The sequence below is a fragment of the Sphingobium sp. 3R8 genome (assembly GCF_020166615.1).
GTDB classification, from domain to species: Bacteria; Pseudomonadota; Alphaproteobacteria; order Sphingomonadales; family Sphingomonadaceae; genus Sphingobium; species Sphingobium bisphenolicum.
The window spans coordinates 52,662-74,290 of record NZ_JAIQXR010000019.1; the positions used below are offsets into that span (position 1 = coordinate 52,662).

Annotated in this window: 23 protein-coding genes; 10 read left to right on the top strand and 13 right to left on the bottom strand. The window is 65.6% G+C overall.

The features are described 5' to 3' along the window. Positions 1-140: 140 nt before the first annotated feature. A complete protein-coding gene (locus K9B33_RS17175; RefSeq protein WP_224550294.1) occupies positions 141-1,232 on the bottom strand; it encodes an RcnB family protein in 1,092 nt (363 codons plus the stop codon). A 175-nt stretch (positions 1,233-1,407) separates the two neighbouring features. Continuing rightward, a complete protein-coding gene (locus K9B33_RS17180) occupies positions 1,408-1,890 on the bottom strand; it encodes a GAF domain-containing protein (RefSeq protein WP_224550334.1) in 483 nt (160 codons plus the stop codon). Positions 1,891-1,995: 105 nt separating this feature from the next. Between K9B33_RS17180 and K9B33_RS17185 the strand changes: the two genes are divergently transcribed. From K9B33_RS17185 to K9B33_RS17195, 3 genes are read left to right on the top strand one after another with little or no spacing between them, the layout of a single operon-like run. Next, positions 1,996-3,240, top strand: a complete 1,245-nt coding sequence (locus tag K9B33_RS17185; protein WP_224550295.1) for a glycosyltransferase family 2 protein — start codon at positions 1,996-1,998, stop codon at positions 3,238-3,240. Next, entirely contained in the window at positions 3,240-4,187 is a 948-nt protein-coding gene (locus tag K9B33_RS17190; protein WP_224550296.1) for a glycosyltransferase, read from the top strand. The genes K9B33_RS17185 and K9B33_RS17190 overlap by 1 nt, the downstream gene beginning before the upstream one ends. After that, positions 4,187-4,585 carry a GtrA family protein gene (locus K9B33_RS17195; protein ID WP_224550297.1) on the top strand — a complete coding sequence of 133 codons (399 nt, stop codon included), beginning with the start codon at positions 4,187-4,189 and terminating at the stop codon, positions 4,583-4,585. The genes K9B33_RS17190 and K9B33_RS17195 overlap by 1 nt, the downstream gene beginning before the upstream one ends. Here the strand turns inward: K9B33_RS17195 and K9B33_RS17200 are convergent. From K9B33_RS17200 to K9B33_RS17210, 3 genes are read right to left on the bottom strand one after another with little or no spacing between them, the layout of a single operon-like run. Further along, the gene (locus tag K9B33_RS17200; protein WP_224550298.1) at positions 4,554-6,245 is read right to left on the bottom strand and encodes a hypothetical protein; all 1,692 of its coding nucleotides are present in this window, start codon (positions 6,243-6,245) and stop codon (positions 4,554-4,556) included. The two genes, K9B33_RS17195 and K9B33_RS17200, sit on opposite strands and share 32 nt — an antisense overlap. Before the next feature lie 29 nt (positions 6,246-6,274). After that, positions 6,275-6,679, bottom strand: a complete 405-nt coding sequence (arfB, locus tag K9B33_RS17205) for an alternative ribosome rescue aminoacyl-tRNA hydrolase ArfB (protein ID WP_224550299.1) — start codon at positions 6,677-6,679, stop codon at positions 6,275-6,277. Beyond that, a complete protein-coding gene (locus tag K9B33_RS17210) occupies positions 6,666-7,343 on the bottom strand; it encodes an RluA family pseudouridine synthase (RefSeq protein ID WP_224550300.1) in 678 nt (225 codons plus the stop codon). The genes arfB and K9B33_RS17210 overlap by 14 nt, the downstream gene beginning before the upstream one ends. 78 nt (positions 7,344-7,421) lie before the next feature. On the opposite strand from K9B33_RS17210, the gene K9B33_RS17215 reads away from it, so the two are divergent. Then, complete coding sequence (locus K9B33_RS17215; protein ID WP_224550301.1) at positions 7,422-8,381, top strand: acyltransferase family protein; 960 nt, start codon at positions 7,422-7,424, stop codon at positions 8,379-8,381. On the opposite strand, the gene K9B33_RS17220 is transcribed toward K9B33_RS17215, so the two are convergent. The 3 genes from K9B33_RS17220 to K9B33_RS17230 all read right to left on the bottom strand — a co-directional run bounded on the left by K9B33_RS17220 (position 8,378) and on the right by K9B33_RS17230 (position 10,270). After that, entirely contained in the window at positions 8,378-8,869 is a 492-nt protein-coding gene (locus K9B33_RS17220; protein WP_224550302.1) for a hypothetical protein, read from the bottom strand. The two genes, K9B33_RS17215 and K9B33_RS17220, sit on opposite strands and share 4 nt — an antisense overlap. 85 nt (positions 8,870-8,954) lie before the next feature. Next, a complete protein-coding gene (locus tag K9B33_RS17225; protein ID WP_224550303.1) occupies positions 8,955-9,815 on the bottom strand; it encodes a sigma-70 family RNA polymerase sigma factor in 861 nt (286 codons plus the stop codon). Then, positions 9,815-10,270, bottom strand: coding sequence for a carboxymuconolactone decarboxylase family protein (locus K9B33_RS17230; protein WP_224550304.1), 456 nt, complete (start codon positions 10,268-10,270; stop codon positions 9,815-9,817). The genes K9B33_RS17225 and K9B33_RS17230 overlap by 1 nt, the downstream gene beginning before the upstream one ends. Positions 10,271-10,396: 126 nt before the next feature. Here K9B33_RS17230 and K9B33_RS17235 point away from each other — a divergent pair, with 126 nt between their 5' ends. Continuing rightward, positions 10,397-10,603 carry a hypothetical protein gene (locus K9B33_RS17235; RefSeq protein ID WP_224550305.1) on the top strand — a complete coding sequence of 69 codons (207 nt, stop codon included), beginning with the start codon at positions 10,397-10,399 and terminating at the stop codon, positions 10,601-10,603. 120 nt (positions 10,604-10,723) lie between these two features. On the opposite strand, the gene wrbA is transcribed toward K9B33_RS17235, so the two are convergent. Further along, entirely contained in the window at positions 10,724-11,323 is a 600-nt protein-coding gene (wrbA, locus tag K9B33_RS17240) for an NAD(P)H:quinone oxidoreductase (RefSeq protein WP_224550306.1), read from the bottom strand. Positions 11,324-11,425: 102 nt separating this feature from the next. Beyond that, positions 11,426-12,145, bottom strand: coding sequence for a pirin family protein (locus K9B33_RS17245; RefSeq protein ID WP_224550307.1), 720 nt, complete (start codon positions 12,143-12,145; stop codon positions 11,426-11,428). A 106-nt stretch (positions 12,146-12,251) separates the two neighbouring features. Between K9B33_RS17245 and K9B33_RS17250 the strand changes: the two genes are divergently transcribed. From K9B33_RS17250 to K9B33_RS17260, 3 genes are all read left to right on the top strand, one after another. Then, positions 12,252-13,145, top strand: coding sequence for a LysR family transcriptional regulator (locus K9B33_RS17250; protein WP_224550308.1), 894 nt, complete (start codon positions 12,252-12,254; stop codon positions 13,143-13,145). Between the two features lie 278 nt (positions 13,146-13,423). Continuing rightward, positions 13,424-14,131: a response regulator transcription factor CtrA gene (gene ctrA, locus K9B33_RS17255; protein WP_224550309.1), complete on the top strand. Its 708-nt coding sequence runs from the start codon at positions 13,424-13,426 to the stop codon at positions 14,129-14,131. Positions 14,132-14,284: 153 nt separating this feature from the next. Beyond that, positions 14,285-14,977, top strand: a complete 693-nt coding sequence (locus tag K9B33_RS17260) for a pentapeptide repeat-containing protein (RefSeq protein WP_224550310.1) — start codon at positions 14,285-14,287, stop codon at positions 14,975-14,977. A gap of 116 nt (positions 14,978-15,093) precedes the next feature. Here K9B33_RS17260 and K9B33_RS17265 read toward each other — a convergent pair whose 3' ends face one another. Continuing rightward, on the bottom strand, positions 15,094-15,792 hold the full coding sequence (locus tag K9B33_RS17265; protein ID WP_224550311.1) for a hypothetical protein: 699 nt from the start codon (positions 15,790-15,792) through the stop codon (positions 15,094-15,096). Between the two features lie 101 nt (positions 15,793-15,893). Further along, the gene (locus K9B33_RS17270; RefSeq protein ID WP_224550312.1) at positions 15,894-17,177 is read right to left on the bottom strand and encodes a S8 family serine peptidase; all 1,284 of its coding nucleotides are present in this window, start codon (positions 17,175-17,177) and stop codon (positions 15,894-15,896) included. An 88-nt stretch (positions 17,178-17,265) separates the two neighbouring features. Between K9B33_RS17270 and K9B33_RS17275 the strand changes: the two genes are divergently transcribed. Beyond that, the gene (locus K9B33_RS17275) at positions 17,266-17,754 is read left to right on the top strand and encodes an RNA polymerase sigma factor (RefSeq protein WP_224550313.1); all 489 of its coding nucleotides are present in this window, start codon (positions 17,266-17,268) and stop codon (positions 17,752-17,754) included. Next, positions 17,751-18,440, top strand: coding sequence for an anti-sigma factor family protein (locus tag K9B33_RS17280; protein ID WP_224550314.1), 690 nt, complete (start codon positions 17,751-17,753; stop codon positions 18,438-18,440). The genes K9B33_RS17275 and K9B33_RS17280 overlap by 4 nt, the downstream gene beginning before the upstream one ends. A 45-nt stretch (positions 18,441-18,485) precedes the next feature. Here the strand turns inward: K9B33_RS17280 and K9B33_RS17285 are convergent, their stop codons facing one another. Next, the gene (locus tag K9B33_RS17285; RefSeq protein WP_224550315.1) at positions 18,486-21,629 is read right to left on the bottom strand and encodes an amidohydrolase family protein; all 3,144 of its coding nucleotides are present in this window, start codon (positions 21,627-21,629) and stop codon (positions 18,486-18,488) included.

Below are 21,629 nucleotides of genomic sequence, written 5' to 3' on the forward strand. Positions count from 1 at the left end.
CAGGACTTCCATCTGGGCCGACCACTACCGGGCGACACCTTCAGTTCTCCGGAATTCGATCGGCAAAAAAAGGGGTCGGGCCTGTGCGGCCCGACCCCGATCCAGCGCTGGTCCGGCGTCGTGACTCGCCGGACAGGCGCTTATTTGCAGCGGCAGCTTCGAACGGCCCTGCGGTGTACCGGATGGCGAACCGTTTCGGTGACGTATGTGGTCGTCGTAGTCGTTGTCGTCTGGGCGGGCTGTATCGTGACGGTCGTCACCACCGGTGCGGGATAATAATAGCCACCCGCGATATAGCCGCCGCCCTGCTGCACCACCGGGCCCGGACCTGCCGACCAATGCGACGCCCCGGCATAAGGCGGCGCGTCATAGTCGACGCCAGCGCCGCGCACTTCGCCCTCGAACCGGCCGTCATAAGTGCCGCTCACCTGCCGCCCGTCATCCGTGGTCCACGTGCCGGTCCAGCGGCCTTCATAATCGTTCTGGGTGGTGACGCTGTCGTCGGCATAGCCATAGCCATCGTCATAGCCCACGCCCGGACGGCGCGACGGGGGTGGCGCATGACGGCCGGGGCCGTCCTCGGCCTTGTCGATCGCCATGCCCGCCACGGCGCCGACGCCGGCGCCGATCAGCGTGCCCGCGGTGCGATTGCCGCGCCCGGCGATGCGGTTGCCCGCCACGGCGCCGACCACCGCGCCAATGGCGGCGCCACCAACGCCATTATCGCGGCGCGGCTCGTCATAATAGCCGTCATCGCCATCGGGACCATAGCCGCCTTCGTAGCGGTTCCAGTCGATGTCGCTGCGCGAGTCGTAGACCCGGCCATAACGGTCGGTCATCACCGCATCGTCATAATAGCGCGACCAGCCATAGCCGTATGCAGGCGCAGGCAGGCCATAGGCGCCATAGTTGGCGATATAATAATTGGGGCTGGTCCAATATTGCGGCAGGACATAGCCATAGATCGGACGCTGATAGCCGCCCCAGCCGCCCGGCGCGCGCCAGCCGGCGAACCAGCGGCCGTTCTGGCGCGGTCCCCAGCGATGCCCACCATTATTCCAGTGTCCGTTCCAGCCGCCACCGGGGCGTGGCATATGCGTGCCGAGACGGGGGCCGGGGTGCGGCATCGAACCGCCGGGGCGTGGCCCATTCGCGCCGCCGGCGATAGCCGGCGCGGCGACGCCTGCCAGTGCAACGCTCGCCCCCAAAAGAAGTAAGGTTGGAGTCCGCATGGTTAACACTCCCTGTTTTTACGGCGCGCCAACCGGATGCGCAGCCTAAAATGCTAACGCTTCGTTTAGCATGGCGATCCTTGGCTATCCATGATCCAGGGCTTGAAATCCTGTCCCGAAACGGGGCGGAAAGCGCGGCACTGCGGAGGTGCCGTGAAGAAACAGGGTTAATGGATCAGCAAATGCGGGCTGAGATCCGCGCCGCCAGCGCCTCAAGCCCGGTGGCATCGTCCGAGTCGAAGCGGGCGGGAAGCGGGCTGTCGAGATCGATCACGCCGATGAGCTTGCCGTCGTGCAGCACCGGGACAACGATCTCGGACGCGCTGGCCGCATCGCAGGCGATATGGCCGGGGAAGGCATGGACATCCTCCACCAATTGGGTTTCGCGGGTTGCTGCGGCCGCACCGCATACGCCGCGACCGACCGGAATGCGGATGCAGGCGGGCTTGCCCTGGAACGGGCCAAGGACGAGTTCATCCTCCACAATGCGATAGAAGCCGGCCCAGTTGAGATCGGGCAGGAACTGCCAGAGCAGGGCGGACAGGTTCGCCATGTTGGCGATCGGGTCCGGCTCCGATGCGGTCAGCGCATCGGCGGCCGAGAGCAAATCGGCATAGAGGGTGGGCTTGTCGGCGGTGGTGGGGGCGAAATCGTACATGGCGCCCATATAGGCGCGACCTTCGATCGCGACCAGAGCGCGACAAGAATGCATTAACCAAAAGCCGCTATCGCCATCCAAAGGCCTGAAATCCCGAGGGTGACGATGTTCGTAGACGCCACGCATAGTCTGTCCCACCTGCGCGGGGATGTTCGCGCGATCGACGTGTCGATCGTCATGCCCTGCCTGGACGAGGCGATCAGCCTGCCGCATTGCATCGCCAACGCGCGTCGCGCGCTGGATTTGATCGAAGCGCGGCATGGGCTGTTCGGCGAGATCGTAATTGCCGACAATGGATCGACCGACGGCAGCCAACAGCTGGCGACGGGGCTCGGCGCGCGGATCGTGCCAGTGGAGCGGCGCGGCTATGGCGCGGCGTTGATAGGCGGCTGCGAGGGCGCCTATGGCCGCTACCTGCTGATGGGTGACGCTGACGGCAGCTATGACTTCACCGACGGCGTGGCGATGATCGGCGAATTGCTGGATGGGGCGGATTTGTGCATGGGTTCGCGCTTCAGGGGCGGGATTGCGCCCGGCGCCATGCCTTGGAAGAACCGCTATATCGGCAATCCGGTGCTGACCGGCATCCTCAATCTCTTCTTCCGGTCGGGCATCAGCGATGCCCATTGCGGTCTGCGGGCCATTACGCGGGACTGTTTCGCCTCGCTGGACCTGTCGGGGTCCGGCATGGAGTTCGCCAGCGAAATGGTGATCAAGGCCAGCCTGCGCCGCTTCCGTCTGGCCGAGGTGCCCGCGACCTTGTCTGTCGACCTGCGCGACCGGGCGCCCCATTTGCGGCCCTGGCGCGATGGTTGGCGGCATCTGCGCTACCTGATGATGCTGAGCCCGACCTGGGTGTTCGGCGTGCCAGGCGTGGTGGCGCTGGGCGTCGGTCTGGCGCTCTTCGCCATGGCGCTTACGCAGGCGCTGGCGCCGGGAAGCTTTCCCGCGGTCGGCAATTACTGGGTCGTGCTGGCGGCCGCTCTGGTGTCCGGCGGGCATTTATGCGGTATGCTGGCGTTCGCCGGCAAACTCTATGGTTTGCGCGCCGGCTATCGCGCTGCGCGACCATGGGAATTGCGGCTGGGCGAAAAATTGTCGCTGGAGGCGATGCTGCTATCTGGCCTTGCCATCAGCGGAACGGGCGTCGCGGTGCTGGCGGCGGTCTTCTGGAAATGGACGGCCCGCGATTTTGGCGCCACCTATAGCATCCTGCCGGCGGTGTTGGGCACGACGCTCGTTACCATGGGTATGCAGACTGTCATGGGTGGTTTCCTCATGGCGATATTGGGCGGCAATGAATCGCGCTTTTATCGCATGCAAGCGGTGCCGCCGCTGCCGTTGCGCTGATGCCGATACCGCGTCTTTCCATCATCATGCCCGTGCATGAGGGCGATGCCTATCTCGATGCCGCATTGGCGAGCCTGCCGGACGACGCCAACGGCCTGATCGAAGTGATCGCGCTCGATTCCAGTTCGACCATGCGCTGTCGCGACATCGCCGCGCGCCATGCCGGCCGACTGACTCTGCGGTACGAATATCGGCCTGACATTCTGTCCTGGACGGCCAAAACTAATCGGGCCGCGGCGATGGCGCGGGCGCCGCACGTCGCGATGTTGCACCAGGACGATCTTTGGCTTCCCGACCGGCTGACCGCTATTTTGGCTGCGCTGGATGCTGATCCTGATGCCGCTATGCTGCTGACGGCGGCGACCATCATCGACGAGGGTGGGCGGACATTGGGCCGCTGGCGTTGCCCGCTGGAAGGTCGGTCGAGTTGGGAGGGGCCGGCCGTCATGGAGCGGTTGCTGGTGCAGAATTTTGTGGCGCTGCCCTCTGTCGTCATGCGCCGGGACATCTGGAAGGACGCGGGCGGGCTTGACGAGAGCCTGTGGTACACCCCTGACTGGGACATATATATGAAGGCCGCGATGCGCGGACGCGTCAGCTACCTCGCCGAACCGACCGTCGCCTTTCGCATCCATGGCGGGTCGCAGACAATGCTGGGCAGTCGGACGCCGGCTGATTTCCTGAATCAGATGGAGATTGTCGTCGCTCGCTACGCGCCGGTCATCGCCGGGCCAAAGGCAAAGACGATCCGCCATATTGCCGCGGCATCGGCGCGCATAAACTGTCTGCTGGCCGAAGTGATGCATGGTCGCACAGCCGCGCTGGCGCAAATCATGGGCGAGTTGCTGAGGCTGGGACCGTGGGGTGTGTGGCGTTATATGAGCCATTCGCGCATTATCGATCGCGTATTGCCACGCATCCACGCACGGTTGCGAGGGGCGCTGTGATGCACGCAGGACTGTTGCGGTTGATGCGGTTCGGTATCGTTGGCGGCGGGGTGACCCTGATCGCTTATCTGCTGTTCCTGGGGGCGATAGCAGGCGGCCTGCACTATGTGGCTGCGAGCGTGTTGGCCTGGGCCGGGGGGCTGTGCGTCGGTTTTCTGGCGCATCGGCATGTCACCTTCGGCGACCGCGGCGGATGGCGCAGCCAGATCTGGCGCTATATCGGCGTGTATCTGCTCCAGCTTTTGTTCGGGACGGCGACGCTTGCCGCGCTGATCGATTTGGCGGGGCTGGCTCCGTGGCTGGCCTATCCGGTCAACATCATCTTCACGGCGACATTCAGCTATGTGCTGATGAGCCGCATGGTGTTCACGCCGGCGGGCGACGTGCAACGCGCCTGATGCTGGCGCAGAGCTTTTCCAGTCGCAGAAATCGATCGGTCGCTGTTTCCTTGGCGGGAATGGCGCGCTGGATTGGGGCAAGCTGCTTCTCGCCGACGAATGCGATGCTGTGCGTGCGGCAGAGCGCCGCCATTGCGCGATCATCCAGTTGGCTGGCCATCAATCGCACCGGCCTGTTGCCCAGATCGGGGCGATTGGATACCAGGTCGCCGCCAAAGGCCGTTGCAAGATCGTCGATCACCGCCAGGTCGCTGTCCGTTCGGTCGATAGTGCGGGACACGGTGGCATAAGGACGCACGATAGTCGCGGCGAGGGCGATGTGGACTGGCACGACGGCCACAAAATTCGCGATGTTCGCGGCCGTCCACAGCGCCGGCGTTCCGGTCCGTTTTCGAAGCGCCGACCAGCCATAGCCCCCCAGCAGGCAGGCATTGCCGATCACGCCGTGGAGATAGCGATAGCCCCATCCGTGTCCCTGATAGGCCAGCAGCAGCGTCGCGGCGGCAATCGGAAGGAGCAGTCCAGCGAGCAGTGAGAGAGCCAGCGGATCGCGCCAGGCGAAACGTATGCCGGCCACCGCCAGAGGGAGCAGCAGCAGATGCTGCCAGGCGACGAAGCGCAGCAGGTTGAGGCTCATCAGCCACAGGCTGATCCCGTCGAAGCCGGACAGGAGCATGGCGATCCGCGCGCTATAGCCCAGCTGCCCGCCCTGCGTGGCTGCTCCACCCGCCGCGCTCGCGGCAAAATGCGGCCAGGCAAGCCAGGCAAGGCCGATCGCGGCATAGGTCAGGCCATAGAGGCAAAAGAGTCGCCAGCGACGCTGCCAGGCGAGCATGACGATAAACGGGAGGACGAACAGCGGATGGAAAATCGGCTGATGCCAACCGGTGGCGATCAGGCCGATGCATAGCGCGCCACCATGACTCATTATGCCGCCGCGCAGGAAGAGCGCCAGCCAGATGAGATTGAGGGCCAGATAGCCGGGCATGGCATAGCTGCTCATTCCCATCACGACGATCTGGGACGACCCGACGTAGAGCAGGAGGGCGGCTATCTGCGCGCTGCCGTCCTGCGGCCAAAGGCGCCGGGCGATGCGCCAGAGGGCCGTGGCGCCAATGGCGGTGAGAAGCGGATTGGTGAGTGCAGGATCGGCGATCGTCCCCAGCAGGTTTCGGGTCAGTGCATGAACCGGCAGATAGTCCGAAATCCAGGCCCGATGCCCCGCAATCGGCAATATGAATTGCTGATTGAGGGCGAGGGCGTTGTGCTGCCAGAAGGCAGGTAACGGCCATCCGAGGCGGGCATGGCGATAGATGAATCCGTCGAACAGGCCCATCTGTTCGTCGCGGGTTAAATCATAGCCGTCAAAGGCCAGGCGATGGCCGGCCCAGCAGAGGAGGAGCAGAAGGACGGGAGCACTCCACCAGAACCGGCCCGCCTTTTCCGCCCATAGCGGCACGGCCGGCGCAGGCCAGAGGCCGAAGCGGAGCAGCAGGATCAGAAGCAGGAGGAAAAGCGCATCTTGCCGCACGAAAAGAAAGGCGGCGAACTGCCTCTTGTCCTGGGCGGGGTCGATCAGGATGCCGGCGAAGGCCAGGAGCATCAGAATGCCCAGGCCGTAAAAAACCGCCTTCCGATCCTGCGCCATTCCATCGTTCATGCCGTCGACGTCCCCCCTAAATTCTGTACTCAGTCCATCGGCACTCGTCCGCGGCCCTGCTTCACCGAACTGCGCGCCTTCTTGGCATCGACCCGCCGCGCCTTCGCGGCCTTGCCCGGTTTGGTGGCGATGCGCCGGGCGTCGCGAACATGGGCCTTGGCGATCATCTCGTTCAGGCGGTCGCGCGCGTCCTGCCGGTTCGCCTCCTGCGTGCGGAAGCGGGACGCCTGGATCACGATCTCGTTGCCGGCGGTCAGCCGCGATCCGGCCAGTTCCTTGAGCTTGCGATAGGCGTAAGGTGGCAGGGCCAGCCTGAACAGGTTCACGCGCAACTGGACGGTCGTCGCCACCTTGTTGACGTTCTGCCCGCCCGGCCCGCCGCCGGTGATGAAGCGCTCCTCCAGCGCATCATCGGGAATCTCAAAGCCCGGCATCGTCCAGCAAGTCCTGGCCAAAGCCCGCCGCAGCGAAGGTCGCAGGCAGGGGGGCGGTCGCCTCCGCCGCGGGCTTGTCGCCGCGCGGCATGCTCAGGAAACGGCTGTGCAGCAGCATCGCGCCCTCTCCGTCGCCATAGACCGGATCGCCGACGATGCCGAAGCCCAGGCCATGCAGCGCATGGACGCGGATCTGGTGGGTGCGCCCGGTCTGGGGGGAAAAGGCGATCAGCGAACGACCATCCTTTTCCGCCACCTTGCGCCAATGGGTGATGGCGTTCTTCCCTGCCTTGGCCGGGATCATGCGCCAGCCTTCCGCCGCGGTGCTGACCTTCTTGAGCGCCAGTTCGATCGTGCCTTCATCTTCTTCCGGCACGCCTTCGATCACCGCGACATAGCGTTTGACCACCGTGCCTGCCTCGAACGCGGCGGCGAAGCGCTTGTGCGCCTTGGGATTGCGGGCCAGCAGCAGGCAGCCGCTGGTGTCGCGATCCAGCCTGTGGACCGGCAGCGGCCAGCGCTGGAAACCGAAGGTCAGCGAGGCTAGGTGATTTTCAAGCGCCATGGAGCCGTCGCGCGGCGCATCGACCGGCAGGCCCGCAGGCTTGTCGAGGATGAGGGCTTCGCCATCGATGAACAGCACATGGTCGGTAAGCAGGGCCAAGGAAGAGTTTCCGATCGGGACAGAAGAAAATGGGAGGAGAATTGACGCACGCGGCGCTTCCTATAGGCGGTGGAGGCGATGGAATACAGGGGGCATGATCGGCGCCAGGCGCAATTTCGGCTTGATTGGGTCGATGTGGCGCGCGGGCTGGGCATATTGGCGGTGGTGATCGGCCATGTCTGGACCCGCGGGCCGCTCCGCGACGCCATGTACAGTTTCCATATGCCGCTCTTCTTCCTGCTGTCGGGGATGCTGTCGCGGCCGCATGATGTCGGCGCGTTCACACGGCGGCAACTGGTCAGCCAGATGCGGCCCTATGCCGCCTTCCTGCTGCTGCTGATCCTGATCGACCAGATCATCGAACCGCTGAAGGGCGGTCGGCCCATCTTCCACCAATGGCCGGAGGATATGGTCCCGATCCTCCTGGGCGGCTTCTGGTTGCGCGGCCCCTATACCATCTTCTGGTTCGTGCCTTGTCTGATGATGGCGCGCATCCTGTTCAATGTCGCGCTCGGCCGCTGGCCCGATGTGCTGGATTGGCGCTGGGCGCTGCTGCTGCTTCCGGCGCTGGTTCTGGCCTATGTCCTGGGCTGGTGGCTGAAAGCGTCACCGCTGGGGATGCTGAGCGTGCCGATGGCCTTCGTGCTGTTATGGGTAGGAGCGGCGTGGCCGCGAGTCCGCTGGCGGGGCTGGATGATCGCGCCGCTGGGAGCGATGGCTGCGATCGGGCTGGCAGGCGTGCTGCCCACGCTCAACATGAAGGTCGCAGATTATGGCTGGCCGTTGCTGTCTGTAGCCTCGGCCATTGCCACTTCTCTGCTGTTGTTCCGCCTGTCGGCCCTGGTCGCACCCCTTGCCGGGCCGGTTGCGGCGTTGGGGCGGGCGTCGCTGATCGTCATGTACTGCCATGTTGCCGTCATCCACTACCTCTCCCCTTATTTGGGCAAGCAGTGGTTGCTGCTGGCAGCGTTGACGATCCCGGTTGCGATCGACCGGCTGATCCGCCTGTCGCCGACGGCCAGCCGCTTCCTGCTTTAACCGTCCTGGATCAAGGACATGCGATTGTCGGTCCCGGCGCGGGCAACGATGGCATAGGCGGCCTGGGCGATGAGTTGTGCCTGGGTCAGTGATGCGCTGTCGGTCGCCGTCTGGGCGGTGGCGGCGGGATCGGCGACGGCCGAGGCTTCGGGGGAGGCGTAATAGCCTGCGTCGCTCAGTCGATCGCTCAGGCCGGCCGTGGGTGCGGGATCGGCTACGGCGGTCATTTGACGCGGGCCGGACGAAGGCGCGCTATAGGTTAGCGGCTCGGACGGGGCCGGGTTGGCGACGACTGTCGGCGGGGTAGGGGCTTCGGGTGATGTCGGCGCGTCCGGCGTGTTGGGGGACGGCGTAGGCGCAGGGGTGGCGCTCGGCGCAGGGGTGGCGCTCGGCGCAGGGGGCGTCGCCGCCTGGGCAACCGTGTCCAGCGACTTCTTGATCTGTCCCCATGCGTTGCCGATGCCTGTCGCGTTGATCGCGCTCACCATGTAAATATTCTCCCGTCCCCGCCGTTCTTATCGGTTATCGGCCCTGCCATGCCCTCTACGAACAGGGTGTGCACCCCGTTAAGCGTCAATGCAGGTGCCGCAGCTTGTCCGGGTTGCGCATGATGTAGATGGCGGTGACCCGACCGTCCTGGATGTCCAGTGCCGTGGTCTGCACCTCCCCATCGGCCTCCCGCGTGACGAAGCCGGGCAGGCCGTTGATGAGGCAGGTGCGCAGCAGGGTGGAGCCATGCTTGCGGAAGTTGACGGTCAGCGCCTTGTGCAACTGCATGACCTGACCGAAGCCGATCGCCGGGCGCACCGTCGCGGGCCGCTTGCCCCCCCCGTCGCTGTGCAGGCTGACATCCTGCGCCAGGAGCGCGCCGAGGCTGGTCATGTCGCCGCTGCGCGAGGCCGTGAAGAAGGCGCCGGCAATCTCCAGGCCGCGTTGCTTCTCGACCTGGAAGCGTGGCCGCGCGTCACGGACGTGGGTTCGTGCGCGCGCGGCGAGTTGTCGGCAGGCGGCGGCGTCGCGGTCGATGGTGCGGGCGACCTCCTCGAAGGCCAGGCCGAAGACGTCGTGCAGCAGGAAGGCGGCGCGCTCCAAGGGGGACAGCCGTTCCAGCGCCAGCATCAGCGTGAGGGTTACGTCCTCTTCCTCCTCGTCATCCCCGACCAACGGCTCGGGCAGCCAGGGGCCGACATAGGTTTCGCGGCGCACCCGCGCCGATTTCAACTGGTCGAGGCAAAGCCGCGTCACCGTGCGGCGGAGAAAGGCTTCGGGTTCGCGGATGTCCGCCCGATCGACGCCCATCCAGCGGATGAACGCTTCCTGCACCACATCCTCGGCGTCGGCGACCGATCCGAGCATCCGATAGGCGACGCGGATGAGGCGGGGACGCAGCGGGTCGAAGCGCGCCGCCGCGTCCTGTTGCGTCCCCCGCTCCATCAGGCCGCCGCCTTCATCGGCATATCGTACCAGAGGTCGAAGCCGACCGCGATGCGGTTCCAGCCATTGATGATGTTGATCATCAAGGTAAGCTTCACCTGCTCCTCCTCGGTAAATTCCCAGTTGAGCGCCTCGCGCGCGGCGCTATGGCTATGACCCTTGGCGATTTCGGTTAGAGCCTCGGTCCAGGCGAGAGCGGCGCGTTCCCGGTCGGTATAGCAGGGGGCTTCGCGCCAGGCGGAGAGGAGGTAGATGCGCTGCTCGGTTTCGCCCTTCGCGCGGGCTTCAAAGCTGTGCATGTTGATGCAGTTGGCGCAACCGTTGATCTGTGATGAACGAATCTTGACCAGCTCGATCAGGCTGGGTTCCAGGCTCTCTCCGATCGCGGTGGACAGGACGGTCCAGCTTTTCATCAGTTGCGGCGCGGCGGCATAGGGGTTGATCTTGTCGGTCATGATGCGGTCCTTTCGCTTGGGGATGCAGACATGACGAGAGGCGCGCGCGGAATGTGACATGGGGACGAATTTTTTCGTCGCGAAGCGCTGGACAGGGGCGGGGGCGACGGCTAGCGGGCGCCCCCTATGTCAGTCATTGCCACAATCATGAACACGGCCACGGGCCAGCCCATCCAGAAAATGAAGTTCGAACGGATGCCCAAGCCTTGGGTATCGCTGAACCTGGAAAATGGCGAATTGGTCACGGCCGACCGCGTCGTCGTCGGCAAACCCGCGCCGGGAAAGTTCATCATCCCCGTCGAGGTCTGGGTGACGCCCAAGACATTGGGATAGGCATGGCAGGAAAGGGCTGGCGCATAGTCCCGATGCGCCAGCCCCTACGGCGTGATTCAAGCCTTGATGCGACCCAAGGGCTCTCGCTGCGCCGCCTCATACAGACGGCGCGGCAGGCGATCAGCCGTGCAGCTTGATCGCGGTCTCCGCGATGCGGCGACCCTGGTAGCGGGCGCCGTCCAGTTCCTCTTCGCTGGGCTGGCGGCTGCCGTCGCTATCGGCCAGGGTGGTCGCGCCATAGGGCGATCCCCCGCGCACCTTGTCCACGCCCATCTGACCCGCAAAGCCATAGTCGAGGCCGACGATGGTCATGCCGAAATGCAGCAGGTTGGTGATGATCGAGAAGAGGGTGACTTCCTGTCCGCCATGTTGGCTGGCGGTCGAGGTGAAGGCGCCGCCGACCTTGCCGTTCAGCGCGCCGCGCGCCCACAGGCCGCCGGCCTGATCGAGGAAGGCCGCCATCTGGCTCGACATGCGGCCAAAGCGCGTGCCGGTGCCGACGATGATCGCGTCATAGTCCGCCAGTTCGGCGACGGTCGCGATGGGGGCGTCCTGGTCGAGCTTGAAATGCGCATTCTGCGCCACTTCGAGCGGGGCGGTTTCGGGCACGCGCTTGATATCGACCTGCGCGCCGGCGGCAATGGCGCCTTCGGCCATGGCCTTCGCCATCGTCTCGATATGACCGTAGGAAGAATAATAGAGAACCAGTACCTTAGCCATGAGGCATCTCCTTGAAAGGATGGGGAAAGGGTAGCCGCCCGCATAGGGGATACGGGCGGCCCGGCCCGTCCCGGGGGGAGGGGATTGGACGGGCCGATAGGGTCAGATGCTGTCCACCAGGACGATTTCGGCGTCCTCGATGGCCGTGATGGTGATCGGATCGCCGCCCAGGATCGCCGCGCCATCGCGGGCCTCGAACGGCTGGCCGTCAATCTCGATCCGGCCCGTCGCGGGAACCAGATAGAGGTGGCGGCCTTCCGCGCTGTCATAGGTCACGCTGTCGCCTGCCTTGACCGTGCCACCCAGCAGGCGGGCGTCGGCGCGGATGCGCAGCGCTTCCTTGTCATCGTCATAGCCGCTGGCGAGGACGACGAGCTTGCCGGAGCGATCGCCCTTGGGGAAAGGCTTGGCCCCCCAACTGGGCTGGCCGCCGCGGGCGCGGGGAATGACCCAGATCTGGAACAGGGTGGTGGTTTCATCCTCCAGATTATATTCGGCGTGGCGGATGCCGGTGCCCGCGGACATGACCTGCACGTCGCCGGCCTCGGTGCGGCCCTGATTGCCCAGGCTGTCCTTGTGCGTGATCGCGCCGGTGCGGACATAGGTGATGATTTCCATGTCGCTGTGCGGATGCGGCGGGAAGCCCGAGCGGGGGCCGATTTCGTCATCGTTCCACACCCGGATCGCCCCCCAGTGCATGCGCTCTTCGTCATGATAGTCGGCGAAGGAAAAATGGTGGCGCGCGTTCAGCCAGCCATGGTCGGCATGGCCGAGCGACGCGAACGGGCGGCGCTCGATGCGGCTCGTGGTGGTCGTGGTCATACAAGATGCCTTTCGTTGCGGAGGCGGATGCTTCCGCTTGCTTTCCGACAATCTAGCCATCAGGATCGTTTCTTAAACCGGCAGCTTTGAAACGGATTGTTTCCCGATGCGACTACCTGACTTCGAGGCCTGGGCCATGTTCGCCGCCGTGGTCGAGCATCGTAGCTTCACCGATGCGGCCAAGGCGCTGAGCGTGTCCAAGGCGACCGTGTCCAAGGCGGTGACGCGGCTGGAGGAGCATCTGGACACCAGCCTGTTCAACCGCACCAGCCGCCGTCTGGCGCTGACGGAAAGCGGGAAGCGGCTGGCCGACCATGCCCATCGCATCCTGGCGGAGGGGCAGGCGGCGGAGGAAGCGGCGCGTGACGAAACGGCGGAACTGTCGGGCGTGGTGCGGCTGGGCGCGCCGATGACCTTCGGCCTGCTGCGCGTCGCGCCGCTGGTTGCGCAATTCACCAAGGAGCATCCGTTGGTCGACGTCGACCTGCATTTGTCGGACGCGCAGATCGACATCGTAGAGATGGGGCTGGATGCGACCATCCGCATTGCCGACATGCCAGACAGCTCGCTGCGCGCGCGGCGGCTGGCGGATGTGACGATGCATGTGATCGCCTCGCCCGCCTATCTCGACGCGCGCGGGCGGCCGCAGCATCCCTCTGACCTCGGGAGTCACGATTGTCTCTGCTATTCCAACGTCGCGGCGCCCGACGTGTGGCGCTTTTCAGGTCCGGGGCAGCAGAATGTGGTGGTGCAGGTGCGCAGCCGCATCACGGTGAACAGCGGGGAAGCGATGCTGCCCGCGCTGCGCATCGGGGTGGGCATCGCCCGATTGCCCGACTTCATCATCGGCGATGCGCTGGCGAAGGGCGAGGTGGAGGAGATATTGATCGACTGGCGCCCCGCGCCGTTCGGCTTGCATCTGGTGACGCCGCCGTCGCGCCTGCGCCCCGCGCGGGTCGAAGCGCTGCTGGACTATCTGACGAAGCATCATGGCTGTTAACCCGCAGCATTAAAGTTAGCGAAAAATTTCCGTCCTCGGTTCAGGATGATGGGCGTTTGGACGCGTTTGAGCGTCGTTTCGCAGGTGAATCCATCTTGACTCCGGGTCAGCCGTTTCGGCTTCAACCCTTTGTAAACAGATTCGTTTTGGTGCGACTCGCGGATTTCTGCCGGTTAGCGAAAAATTAACCTTTGTCCTTCAGAAGTTTTTTGGTTAATGATTTGGAGCAGAAGCCGTTCTGGTGGGGTGAACGGGACTGCGACGCAAAGGGGCTTCACATGCGCGTGCTGCTGATTGAGGACGAACCGACCACCGCCAAGGCGATCGAGCTTATGCTCACGACCGAAGGCTTCAACGTCTATACGACCGATCTGGGCGAAGAAGGCCTCGATCTGGGCAAGCTCTATGATTACGACATCATCTGCCTGGACCTGAACCTGCCCGACATGCACGGCTATGACGTGCTGAAAAAGCTGCGGGCGGCCAAGGTGCAGACCCCGGTGCTGATCCTGTCGGGCATTTCGGAGATGGACAGCAAGGTCCGCTCCTTCGGTTTCGGCGCCGACGATTATGTGACCAAGCCCTTCCATCGCGAAGAGCTGATCGCCCGCATCCACGCCGTGGTGCGACGGTCCAAGGGCCATAGCCAGTCGGTCATCCGCACTGGCAAGCTGGCCGTCAACCTGGACGCCAAGACGGTGGAAGTGGACGGCAACCGCGTTCATTTGACCGGCAAGGAATATGCGATGCTGGAGCTGCTTTCGCTCCGCAAGGGCACGACGCTGACCAAGGAAATGTTCCTCAACCACCTTTATGGCGGGATGGACGAGCCGGAACTCAAGATCATCGACGTGTTCATCTGCAAGCTGCGCAAGAAGCTGGCGCTGGCCTGCGGTGGCGACAATTATATCGAGACGGTGTGGGGCCGTGGCTATGTGCTGCGCGACCCGGACGAGATTCTGGAGGAGCAGGCCAAGGTCGCCTGATCCCGGACTGGTTAATGGGGGGTGGAAAGGCCGGGGTCCGAAAGGACGCCGGCCTTTTCCGTTTTGGGTGTCGGCAAAAGATATGTTCTCTTTTTGATCGCATTTCATCGTTGGGGCGTGGATCATCCTTCCGCTTGCGGTTAAGGCAGGGGCATGGATGACCTGTTTGCCGATCGATCCTTAAGTGAACAGACGCTGGGCCGGGGCGACATCGCGCCGCTGGCGAAAAAGGGTTTGCCCCATCATTTGATCGATTGCGATCTGGACGAGGCGGATCTGTCTGGGCTGGACCTGTCGCGCTGGATATTCGAACGCTGCCAGGTCCGCCGCACCGACTTTACCGGGGCGAAGCTGGACGCGACGCGCTGGCAATCCTGCCGGGGCGGGTTCGTGCAATTGACGGGCGCGGACCTGCGCGAAGCGGAATTTCTCGCCTGCGATTTCAACAATGGCGTGCTGCGGCGCGCGAAGCTGTTCGGCGCGCAGTTCGAACGATGCAAGCTGACCGGCGCAGATCTGAGCGAGGCGAGCGCGCTGGACGTGCAATTTGCCGAAACGCTGCTCGTCAATGCGCGATTGCCGGGCTTTTCCTTTCGCAAGCTGGTTTTGAAGGCGATCGATTTCAGCCAGGCGGACCTCGCCAAATGCGATTTTCGCGGCACCTTGTTCGATGGATGCAGCCTGCGCGATGCGGCGCTGGACGGATGTCGGTTCGATGGTGCGGACTTGCGCGGGGCAGATATCGGCGGATTGCGGCTGATCAATGCCGGTCTGTTTCGCGGCGCAACGATATCGCGCGAGCAGGCGGGACAGTTGCTGGGCGAACTGGGCTTGAACGTCCGCTGATCGGCACAGTGGAACGGGCCGGCGGTCTCAAAGGCAGCCGGCCCGTTCGTCAGGCGGTGGGGCGTCGGGCGGCGGCGTGGAACTTGACCGCTACCCGCGTGCAGCCCCGTGCGGGGTCAATCGTCCGCCTGATTCGGTGTAGGGGTGCTGCTGCTTGCCGAACCCTGGCCGGTGGCTTCGCCCGAAAGCTGGCCGCTGGCATCGACCGATGCGGCATTGTCGAGCGCGCCTTGCGCTTGGCCCGCAGCACTGCCCGCTGCCGAACCAGCGCCATTGGCTACACCCGAAGCGCGATCGCGGGTGGCATTGACGGCATTGCCTGCCCGGTCGCGGGCATTGGCAGCCGTCGCGCTGGCGCGATCCCGCGCGGCGGTGGCGGTGTCAGTCGCCCGATCACGCGCAGTTCCCACCGTGTCACCGGCGCGGTCGCGCACCGTGCCAACGGCGTTGCGCGCGTCGCTGGTCCCCAATGTGTCGACCGCCAGGCCGCCGTTGGCCGATCCGCTGGCCGACCCCGAGGCGCTGCCGCTGCGGGTCTTGCCGTTGCGCGTCGCCGAACCGGTCGCCGAGCCATCGGCCCGACCGCGGCTTGATCCGCTCGCGCCGACCCGACCATTGTCGAGGTCGATGCTGCGATCCAGGCTGCCCGAACCGCCCAGCGTACCGCCGAGCGATCCGCCAAGGCCGCCCCCCAGGCCGCCCAGCGACCCACCCAGGCCGCCGCCACCGCCGCCGCCGCCCAGCAACTGCGCCGAGGCCGGCGCTGCGGTTAATGCAGCGAGGCAGGCGGTCGCGATCAGGAACTTGGCTTTCATCACTCGTCTCCTTCATAGGCGTATCAATGCGATGAAGGGAGAACGGGAGGGGCGGCCGCTTTAATCCCGGTCCGCCAAGAAAAATATCAAGCCTTTGAAAATCATTCGTTATTTCTGCAATCGGCGCAGATGATCGGCGTCTTTCCCTTGGTCGGCGGGGTGGCTTCGGCGCGCAGCGCAGCGATGCCGCCACGCATCAGCAGGCGGCCAGCGACCAGCGGCGCGGCGAAGCTGGTGCCGCGCACCGCGCCCTTGCCGCCACTTGTGGTTGCTGCCTGCATGTCTGCGCCGGGAGCGGCGAAATCGATATGCAGCGCGCGGCCCGCTTCGGGCAAGGGCCGGCCGCGTCCATCGATTCCCGTCACGGCGATGACGCCGGGATAGGAGGCGGGATAGGCCGGCGGGGCGGCGGGGCCGTCATTGCCGACCGCCGCGACCACGGTCACGCCCTTGTCCTGCGCCAGCCGGATCGCGCCGTCGAGCAGCGGATTGGCCGGGCCGACCAGACTGACCGTCACGACTCGCACGCCGCGCGCCGCCATCCATCCCAGCGCGCGGACGATCGCAAAGGCGCCGCCTCCCGCCGGATCGTCGCCATAGACGTCCGCGACCAGCAGCGACGCAGCGGGCGCTGCGCCCCGCACCGATCCGTCGCCGCTGATGAGCGAAGCGACGGCCGTGCCATGGGCGCTGGCGCGCGGCGCACCATGGGCGAAGCCGCGCTGTTCGATTGGCCCGGTGAGCGCCGGATGCCGCGCGACCCCGCCGTCGATCAGCCCCGCCAGACGACCGTCGACCCCGCCGCTGCCCGCCAGCGCAGCGGCGGCGAGGGGCAGGGACGCGCCGCTGGGGAAATAGAGATTGTCCGCGCTGGCCTGCGCACGCGGGGCGATCCGGCGCACCTCGCGCAGCGCCCTGGCCAGGCTGCGGCCCTTGGGCGGGGTGAGGTGGGCGACGCGCAGGTCGATGCCCTCAACCCTTTCGTCAGTCACGCCATAGCCCGTCGCGCGCAAGGCATCGAGCGTCGCGTCGTCCGCGCCGGTGAGGAGGATGACGCCGCGCCGCGCCGGTTCGCGCCGGTCATCCAGCTCGATGCGATCGCCGTGGCGGCGCAGTAAATCGGTGAGGCGCGTGGCGCGCGCCGCCGCCAGCCGGTCGGCCAGGCGCGCGGGCGACAGGCGGTCGAGATCGGCCGCATCGACCGCGCCGCCGACACGCTCCATAATGTCGGGCACCACCTGACCCACCGTGCCCAGCCCGCCGCCGCCGGGCAGCAACTGCGCCTGCGTCGCAGAGGGCGCGATCAGGATCATCCCCGCGATCAGCCAGGGGCGCGTCAGCTTCATGTCCGTCTCACCGATCCTCTCGCATGCAAAATCAACCATTGCGAAAAAATGTCCATCCGTCTTCTGTCTGCGGGATGAAACGGATGGGCTGGCGCGTTTCATCCCTCGAACAAGTGACGGAGTATCGATGTCGTTCGAAAGCGACCTGCTGGCGATCCTGCCCCGGCTGCGGCGTTTTGCCGCCAGCCTGTCGCGGGACCGCGCCGATGGCGATGATCTGTGCCAGGCGGCGCTGGAACGTGGCTTGAAGGCGCGCGATCAGTGGCAGCCCGGCACCCGTCTGGACAGTTGGATGTATCGGATCATGCGCAACCTGTGGATCGATGAGGCCCGCGCGCGCCAGCGCGCCGCCAAGACCTTCGCCCCCGAAGAGGCCGGTGCGCATGTCGGCCATGCCGGCGACCGCGATGTCGAGGCGCATATGATGCTGTCCGACGTCGATCGGGCGATGCAGGCATTGCCCGAAGAACAGCGCGAGGCGATCGCGCTCGTGCTGGTGGAGGGGCTATCCTACAAGGAAGCGGCAGCGGTGCTGGGCGTGCCCATGGGCACATTGACGTCGCGGCTGGTGCGTGGGCGCGGCGCGTTGTTGGAACTGATGGGAGAGGCGGCATGACGGACATAGACGAAGCCATGCTGATCGCGCTGGTCGATGGCGAACTGGACGAGGTGAACCGGCGTCGGGTCGAGCGGGCGGTGGCCGCCGATCCGGCCCTGGCGGCGCGGCTGGCGCAGCATCGTTCGTTGCGCGCGCGACTGGCGGGCCATTATGCGCCTGTGGCGCAGGAGCCGGTGCCAGATCGTTTGCGCGCGGTTCTGGAGGACAGCGCGACGGTGACGCCTCTGGCGCGCCCAGCGCCCCGCTGGCGTGGCTGGGCGATGGGCGGGGCGATCGCCGCCAGCCTTGTGCTGGGGCTGGGTCTGGGGCGCATGTCGGGCGAGGAGCCGGGATCGATCGGCATGCAGGGCGGCGTGATGGTGGCGCAGGGCGCGCTCGCGACCGCACTCGACGGGCAATTGGCGTCTGCGCAGCGGGATGGACCGATCCACATCGGCCTGAGCTTCCAGCGCAAGGGCGGCGGCTGGTGCCGAAGCTTCGATGGCGCCATTGCGGGCGTCGCCTGCCGCGAAGGGACAGGTTGGCAGGTGCAGCAGGCTTTGCCCGGCGCGGGTTCTCAAACCGCCTATCGACAGGCCTCGTCCGCCGACGCGCGGGTCATGGCGACGGTGGACGCGCTGATCGACGGCGCACCGGTGGATGCCGCCGGGGAAAAGGCGGCGCAGGCGAAGGGCTGGCGGTGAGTTGCGGCGTTCTCCCGCACAGGCAAGAGAACGCCGCCTCATTGTCTAGGCATGCGCCACCGCATGACCCGCGCAGCATGCGGCACGGCTGCTTTCGACATAGTCCGGGTCATGCCACCAATAATGTTGATGAGCGTCCGCCAGCATCGGCAGCATCTTGCTCGCCGCCGCCTGCGGCTTTGCATTGACGAAGGGCGCCATCAGCGCCTCGGGCGTATGGACGACGCCGTTGGCGATCACCTGCTGCACATTCGCAACGGCGGCGACATCCTTCAGAGGATCGCCGTCCACCAGGATCAGGTCGGCCAGCATCCCGCGCTCGATCCGGCCGACCGGTTCGCCCAGAAATTCGCCGCTCCAGCGCGTCGTCATCAACAGCGCTTCATAGGGCGAGATGCCGAACTTGACCATGCCGCGCAGGTTGAGGTGCAGGCTGATCGCGGTCAGGTCGATCGGCGCGTCGGTGCCGGAAAAGGGATGCCATCCCGCCGCCAGCGTCATCTTGATCTGTTCGACCTGCCGTTCCAGCGAGGCAAGCATCGGCTTGCCGCCGTCGCCCGACATCGCCTTCACCCGCGCGCGCAGCTTGTCATATTCCCATGGGGGATAGAGCGTCGTGATGCGCGGATCGCGCGTAAAGCCGTCGTCCAGTCCCAGCAGGGACGTGGCCGCGAATAATGTCGGCGTGCGCCCCGCCTTGGCCGCGGCGAACAGGTCGTTGACGTCATGATAGCCGCCGCCGAGCGAGGTGATGGTGCGCGAATAGCCGTAGCGGTTGGTCGCACCGGTATGCTCCATGCAATCCATGCCGCTGTGCAGGGCGGGATAATGATAATGGGACGACAGGTGCATCCCCATCTTGTGGGAAGCGTCAACCACCTCCTTCTGCGTGTCGTGGCGCAGGCGGACATAGGTTTTCACCATGTCGTAATCGAGCGCCTTCGCGCGCTCCAGCTCCAGCGCCATCTGGCCCTTTTCGGTCACAGGGCGCATGAAATTGTAGAAGATGCGCCCGCCGTCGATCGCCTCGCCGGTGGCGTAATGGCGCGCGGCGATGCGCTTGCCGCTCTGGATCGCCTCGCGATCCTCGACCATATGATAGGCGGGGCAACCGGGTGACCGTGTCGCCGTCACGCCCATCGCCAGCCACAGCCGCCCCATCCGGTCGCCATAGCCATAGCCCGCCATCTGCCGGTGGGTGTGCATGTCGATCAGGCCCGGCATCAGCGTCAGGTCGGGCGCGTCGATCAGCCTGGCGTTGGCGTCCGATGCGCCCGCGCCGCGCGGCGTCACGGCGGCGATCAGGTTGCCGTCCAGCACGACATCGACTTGAGTCTTGTAATCGGCCGAGAGAGCATCCCAGACTTTGCCCGCCCGTACGACGGTGCGATCCGAAGGCTTGGCATTGGCCCAATTGAGGCGGCAGGGCACGGTCTGCGCTGCGCCGCCGGTGGCGGATACGATGCGCAGCTTGCCGTTGCTGAGATAAAGCAATTTGCTGCCGTCGCCGCTCCAGCTTGGCGCGTCGGTGACTTCGGTAGTGATCTGCTTCGGCGCGGCGGTAAAGCTGCCGTCGGGCGCGACCGGCGCGACCCACAGGGTGCTGGCGAAGACGAAGGCCATGCGCGCGCCGTCGGGCGACCAGACCGGGCCGTCATGGCCGCGTGTGCCGAGCGACTTGCCGTCGAACACAGGGCGATATGTGCCCTTGCCGGTAGCGAGGTCGACGGTCAATATCTGGCTGGCGCCTTCGCGATAGCGGCCGGTGACGGGCTTGAACGCGGCATAGGCGATGGTCTTGCCACCGGGGCCGAAGCTGGGGCGGCCCGGTTCCCAGATAGCGTCGAAGCGTTTCGTGACCACGCCGCTCGCGACATCGACCGTATGGAGCGCGCCGTCCTGGTCGAGGAAGGCGATCATCTTGCCGTCCTGCGACCAGTTGCCCCAGGCGACCGCCTTGTCGGGGATGTTGGTGAGCTGCTTTTCCTTGCTCGTAGCGACGTCATGCAGCCACATGTCCAGCGTGCCGCCACGGTCGCAGGAATAGGCGATGGTCCTGCCGTCGGGCGACCAGGCGGGGTCGCATTTGTGGAATCCGTCGCCGACGATTTTCTTCGGCGCGCCGCCGACGGGCATCAGATAGAGGTCGTTGAGCGCAGCGAAGACGATATGTTTGCCGTCGGGCGAGAGCATTGGCGCAGCGATGCCCACCACGGGCTTTGCCGTGGTGGAGGTGAAGTCGCGAGCCTTCTTCCGATAGCTGGGCGTAGTGACCGGCACGTCGGTCCGGAAGGGAATGACGCTCGCCTTGCCGCCTTTCAGGCGGCGCAGCTTGCCGCCGGACCCGTAGAGGATCGCGCCGTCCTTGGCAAAGGCAGAGCGGAAGGGATAGAGATCTTCGCCGACGACGATATCCTTGCCGTCATGGACTAGCGTCATCGTCCCCGGCTGCACGCGGGTATAGGCGATGGTCCCATCGGGCGCGAAGGCAGGGGCCATGATCGCCGAAGGGTTGAAACGGTCGGCCGATGGCGTGACCGACGCCACGTCGGTCACCGCCCCGCTGGCGATGTCGATCGTGACCAGCTTCGTGCCCCCCGCGACATAGGCGACGCGCTTGCCGTCGGGCGACCAGGCGGGTTCGCTGTCGTTGGTCGTGCCCATCGACAGGGGCGTGACCTGGCCGCTCGCCACGTCGAGCAGGTAGATGGCGTAGCGGCCGTCCGCCCGGTCGCTGGAAAAGGCGATGGTCTTGCCGTCGGGCGACCAGCGTGGTTCGCGATCGTCCAACAGGCCATCGGTGTGCTGGCGCATGTCGCCGCCGTCCGCTGCGATCGACCAGAGGTGGAAATTGCCGGTGCGATAGGATTGGAAGACAATCCGTTTGCCGTCGGGCGACCAGTCGGGCTGCGCGAGATCGTCAAAGTCGCCGGTCAAGCGGGTCAGCGGCCCGCCTGACACCGGCATCGTCCAGAGGATGCCCAACAGGTCGAAGGCGATCGTCCGCCCGTCGGGCGACAGGGCGAGGGCGACGTTGGTGCAGTCTTCGACCTTGACGATCGTATCCTGTCCCGGCGCCGGGGCGCCTGCCGTCCCCTGCGCCACCGACGTCGCGCTGCCCGCGGCAAGCAGCCCGATTCCGCCCGCCGCGAGTGCTTCGCGGCGGTTGACACCCTTGGTCTTCGTCAT